This is a genomic window from Romboutsia sp., from assembly GCF_051659545.1.
In the GTDB taxonomy this organism is placed as follows: Bacteria; Bacillota; Clostridia; order Peptostreptococcales; family Peptostreptococcaceae; genus JBOFOR01.
This window is the reverse complement of the sequence record NZ_JBOFOR010000107.1, coordinates 1-5257: the sequence shown is the minus strand read 5'-3', so window position 1 is coordinate 5257 and position 5257 is coordinate 1. Positions and strand designations below refer to the sequence as shown.

Genomic DNA, 5257 nt, shown 5'->3' with positions numbered 1-5257 from the left:
GGGCTAGGGTCTATAAAATATCTATGGTTAGGATGTCAAGAGGGACTGACGAAATCGGGAATGTACGGGTCTAAAATTCTAATATTCAGAAATGAATATAACACACAAAATTGTGTAGTAAGTGTGGGTGAGTAAGATTTTATATTATGAAAATCCATATAATGTTACAGGCATTATCAAGCTTACAGGCTTATACCGATGACCTAAGGATATATGAAAAGATAGTAATAATGGAACAAGGAAAGCTTGGAATATGGAGGTTTTACTGCCAATGAAGTAGTGATAAGGAAAACATAAGTATAACTTATCTTAATCCAAGTGAGAGTGGTGGCATGAAGCGATGATGTATATTGTAATGATATTCTAGCAATAGCCACTAGGCGGTTTATAATAATAAATGATTAAATGTTAAATAGTCCAAGGTTCGAGTATGACTAAAAGATGTGAAAGCTAAAAAATAGCAATTAGCAGACTTGGAGGAAAGCTACATATATGTAAGTAGTGAGTAGTAAATTTAGGGTTTAATTTGAAAATATGAAACGTTGGAACGCCGTATGAGCTGGAAACACTCACGTACGGTGTGAAGTAGGGGAAAAGTCAGAGATAATTTCAAAGACTTACCTATTACTATATAGAAATAACTTAGAGCATAATATACTTTTATTAGGTCATAGAAAAGATATACCTATTATTCTAGGAATAACAGATATATTAGCGTTAGTATCTCTCCATGAAGGTTTGCCAAGAAATTTAATGGAAGCTATGTGTAATAAAAAAGCAATAGTATGCACAAATATTAGAGGAAATATTGATTTAGTTAAGGATGGGGAAAATGGTTTAATAGTAAATGTTGCGGATATAGAAGCTACTTATAACTCAATACTTAAATTATACAAGGACAGGGAATTAATTAAAATTATGGGAGAAAAAAGTTTTAAATATATACAAAACTTTAGTGAAGAAGATGTATTAAAAGAAATGGAAATAGTTTATGAAAGCATTATTTAGGGGAGGATGAGCTATTAATGCAAACTCAATCGCAAAGCATATATAGAAATGGTTATATATATAAGATATTAAATTCATATAGATTAAGAACTCTAATTTTAGTACTAATAGACATAGTAAGTATATTAGTAGCATTTTTAATATCATTAGACTTGGTTAAGACTATAGGATTTGTAGATATAGGTACAATTATTATAAATATTGGAACATATATAATATTTCACATTTTAGCATATCATGTACTTAGGTGCTATAGTAGCTTATGGAAGTATGCTGGTTTAGAAGAAATAGCATCTATAATTTTAGCTAATTTTAGCTACCTAATTCCACTAATTATAACTCATAAAATACTAGGGGTAGATTATTCTTTATTGTTTTATTTTACAAATACAATATTTATAATTACTTTTACAGTGGGAAGCAGACTATCATATAGAATGATGATAAGAATAGAAGGTAAAGTAAATGTAGACAAATCTATATCAAGGATTTTAGTAGTAGGAGCAGGATGTGCGGGGAATATAGTAATTAACGAAATTAAACAAAATCCTCAAATAAACAAATCAATAGTGGGAATAGTTGATGATGATATTAAAAAATGTGGTAGGTGCATACACAATATAAAAATACTAGGAAATATAAATGATATAGAAAAAATAGTAAAAGAATATCAAGTTGATGAAATAATAATAGCTATAGCTAAAATAAGTAAAATACGTAAAAAAGAAATAATTAATCAATGTCAAAAAACAAAATGTAAAATAAAAATAATACCAGGAATATATGAATTCATTGACGGAAGAGTAGATATAAAACAAATTAGAGAAGTGAAAATAGAAGATTTACTAGGAAGAGAACAAATACAAACAAACTTAAATGAAATAAGTGATTATATAACTGATGAGATTGTATTAGTAACAGGAGGAGGAGGATCAATTGGTTCAGAATTATGTAGACAAATATCCGAATTTTCTCCAAAACAATTAATTATTCTAGATATTTATGAAAATAATGCATACTTCATACAACAAGAGCTAATTAGAAAATATGGAGAACGTTTGAATATAAAAATAATAATAGGAAATATAAGAGATGAAAATAGAACCGATGAAATATTCAATAAATATAGACCCAAGGTAGTTTTCCATGCGGCAGCACATAAGCATGTTCCACTTATGGAAGAAAGCCCAGGAGAAGCTATTAAGAATAATATATTTGGAACTTTAAATATTGCAAAATTAGCTGATAAATATAAAGTTAGAAGAATGGTCCTTATATCTACAGATAAGGCTGTTAATCCGACCAATATTATGGGAGCAACAAAAAGAGTTGCAGAAATGATAGTACAAAGTATGAATAATGTAAGTGAAACAGAGTATGTAGCTGTTAGGTTTGGGAATGTACTTGGAAGTAATGGAAGTGTAATACCATTATTCAAAAAACAAATAGAAGAAGGAGGACCTGTTACAGTAACGCATCCTGATATAATAAGATACTTTATGACTATACCAGAGGCAGTTGGTCTTGTAATTGAGGCAGGAGCTATAGCAAAAGGTGGAGAAATATTTGTACTTGATATGGGGGAACCTGTAAAAATAATAGATTTAGCTAAAAATTTAATAAAACTAAGTGGTTTAGATTTAGGAAGTGACATAAAAATAGAGTATGTAGGTTTAAGACCAGGTGAAAAACTATACGAAGAGCTTTTAATGAGTGAAGAAGGATTAATTAAAACTAGAAATAATAAGGTATTTGTAGCAAAACCTATATCAATAAATGATGAAGAGTTAAATGAAAGCCTAGCAGAATTACAAAAAATTATTAATAATGAGAAAATAGAACATATAGATAGATTGATGAAAAAAATAGTTGTAACATATAAAAAACAAGAAGCAGTAAGTGCTTAATAGTAAATAATAAAGCAACTTATTAGGGATATGCTGTTTAAAATTTAAATAAATTTGATAAGGTGAAAATATATGTCTAAAATAAGTAAAATTTTAATTGTACTATTAGTAGGAGTAACAATAAAATTTTTATATGGATTTGGGTATGTATATTATAAATTTAATTCAATCTATAAAGATCAAGATGATAAGCATTTAGAAGATTATACGTATATGAATAAAGATACACTTAATATTTTATTGGTAGGAGTAGATGGTGATAATTTAGATAAAGGCAATAGATCAGATTCAATAATTATACTTACAATAGACAATAAAAATAATGATATTAGATTAACTTCTATATGGAGAGATACATTTGTTTTTATACCTGGATATAGCACAGAAAAATTAAATCATTCTTATGCTTATGAAGGCCCTACTCTACTAATGCAAACAATAAATGACAATTTTGGAATTAGTATTGATAAATACATCACTGTAAATTTTGAAGCATTTATAAAAATAATAGATGCGATAGGAGGTGTAGAGGTAAATATAGATGAAAAAAACTTAAAATATATAAATGAGATTATGTATAGTACTTATTCAGTTTACTCATCAAACTCACAAGTTGAACCGATGAAGTTAATTGAATCTAGCGGAAATCAAATTATTAATGGATACCAAGCATTAGCTTTTAGTAGAATTAGACATGGCGATAATGGTTATTCAAGAGATGGAAGGCAAAGAGAAGTTATAATTAGTGCATATGAAAAATTACAAAAGGAAAATTTGAAAACTATTAATGAATCTGTAAATATATTATTTAAAAGATGTAAGACTAATATAGCACCATTAGAAATGATGAAAATAGTAACTAAAGTTTATAATATAAAAGATAAAAGCATAGATCAGTTAGAATTTCCTATTGCCTCACATAGAAGGGATGAGATAGAAGGAAGCAAAGGATGGGTAACAAAATGGGATAAAGAATATAATAAAGCAATCTTAAGCAGCTTTATATATGAGCATAATAAATATGAACAAACAAAATCAAATTAAATCTAAAATAACTCATAAGTTTACTTATGAGTTATTTCCATATGAAAATATAAAAACACTATACTTTAGTAGTAGAAAAATAAAACCATTAGAGTATTATTATTACACTTAATTTTCATAAAATATAGGTATAAATATATAATACTAAGAATAGTATTTATATAACACAAAATCAAAACAGATCATTATTTAGAAGCGAAGAAGTATATTTTGTATATGGGCACTTTAAGTATACTGAGCTACTAGTGCAACCGCCTAAGTAACTAGCGTATTTTATAGAGGAGGTATAAATATGCAAGTTATTGTAATATCAGAATCACTCATAATACGAAAAGGTATAGTAGGAATTTTAGAGGGTGAAAAATGTGTTCAAAAGATAAGTCATAGCCATTTATACACTGATATATATAAAGAAAACTATGATCTTATACTAATTGATTTAAATAAAAACAACAAACAGTATTTAACAGATATACAAGAGTTAAAGAAAAATAAAAATATAAAGGTCATGGTATTAGATTTTTATGAAGACCGAAACTTATTTTCTCAGTGTATAAAAGCAGGAGTTGATGCATATATATTAGCTAATATTGCATCTGAAGATATTGGATATGCTGTAAAACAAATTTATAAAGGTAAAAAATATTTTGATGCAGAGTTAATAGAAAATTATATGGTGAAAACAGGTGGTGAATATATACCAGAACTAACCAAAAGAGAGTATGAGATACTTATATGTATAGCTCAAGGAAAAAGTAATCAAGAAATTTCAAAAGAATTATTTATAACTGAGCACACCGTAAAAAAACACATTAGTAATATATTTGCAAAATTAAATTTAAAAGATAGGGTGCATGCAGCTTTGTATGCTAGAGAAAGAGGAATTGTGGGACTTTAAGCCGTATTAAATAGACTATACATAAGTATAATTATGTTATAGTCTATTTTTGTGAAAACTACATAACATAAAACAAAAAAAGGAGTGAGTCAAATGAAAAACTTTAGAGACTTAGGAGGACATAAATCCTCAGATGGAAGAATAATAAAAAAAGGTCTGTTCTTCAGATCAGCACATCTTCAAGACCTAAATGAAGAAGATATAAACCTATTAAAACAACTAAAAATTAGCAAGGCAAGTCACTAAGTTCCTTGCCTACGACCCCCGGCAGGCTGTGCGAAAAGTCCCTTAATATGGTATAATTTGATTAAATAACAGTTATTAGGGGGCCTTAAATTATGAACTATATCCAAAATGGAACTAGAGAACAAATTAGACTTGAGTCTATAGAATCGTTTGT

Annotated in this window: 5 protein-coding genes and 1 riboswitch; all 5 genes read left to right on the top strand. The window is 27.7% G+C overall.

Annotated features, from left to right (window positions below):
• Positions 1 to 603: 603 nt before the first annotated feature.
• Positions 604 to 1008, top strand: a complete 405-nt coding sequence (locus ACRC03_RS06450) for a glycosyltransferase (RefSeq protein WP_438651735.1) — start codon at positions 604 to 606, stop codon at positions 1006 to 1008.
• 17 nt (positions 1009 to 1025) lie between these two features.
• The gene (locus ACRC03_RS06445; protein ID WP_438651734.1) at positions 1026 to 2915 is read left to right on the top strand and encodes a polysaccharide biosynthesis protein; all 1890 of its coding nucleotides are present in this window, start codon (positions 1026 to 1028) and stop codon (positions 2913 to 2915) included.
• Positions 2916 to 2987: 72 nt separating this feature from the next.
• A complete protein-coding gene (locus tag ACRC03_RS06440) occupies positions 2988 to 3959 on the top strand; it encodes an LCP family protein (RefSeq protein ID WP_438651733.1) in 972 nt (323 codons plus the stop codon).
• 182 nt (positions 3960 to 4141) lie between these two features.
• Positions 4142 to 4225: riboswitch (cyclic di-GMP riboswitch) on the top strand.
• A 26-nt stretch (positions 4226 to 4251) separates the two neighbouring features.
• Positions 4252 to 4857 (top strand): response regulator transcription factor, encoded by a 606-nt coding sequence (locus tag ACRC03_RS06435; protein WP_438651732.1) that lies wholly within the window; start codon positions 4252 to 4254, stop codon positions 4855 to 4857.
• 93 nt (positions 4858 to 4950) lie between these two features.
• The gene (locus ACRC03_RS06430) at positions 4951 to 5103 is read left to right on the top strand and encodes a tyrosine-protein phosphatase (protein WP_438651731.1); all 153 of its coding nucleotides are present in this window, start codon (positions 4951 to 4953) and stop codon (positions 5101 to 5103) included.
• Positions 5104 to 5257 lie beyond the last annotated feature (154 nt).

Excerpts from the sequence above, each read along its gene's own strand:
- ACRC03_RS06445 (WP_438651734.1), top strand. The coding sequence starts at position 1,026 with ATGCAAACTCAATCGCAAAGCATATATAGAAATGGTTATATATATAAG.
- ACRC03_RS06440 (WP_438651733.1), top strand. The coding sequence starts at position 2,988 with ATGTCTAAAATAAGTAAAATTTTAATTGTACTATTAGTAGGAGTAACA.
- ACRC03_RS06435 (WP_438651732.1), top strand. The coding sequence starts at position 4,252 with ATGCAAGTTATTGTAATATCAGAATCACTCATAATACGAAAAGGTATA.
- ACRC03_RS06430 (WP_438651731.1), top strand. The coding sequence starts at position 4,951 with ATGAAAAACTTTAGAGACTTAGGAGGACATAAATCCTCAGATGGAAGA.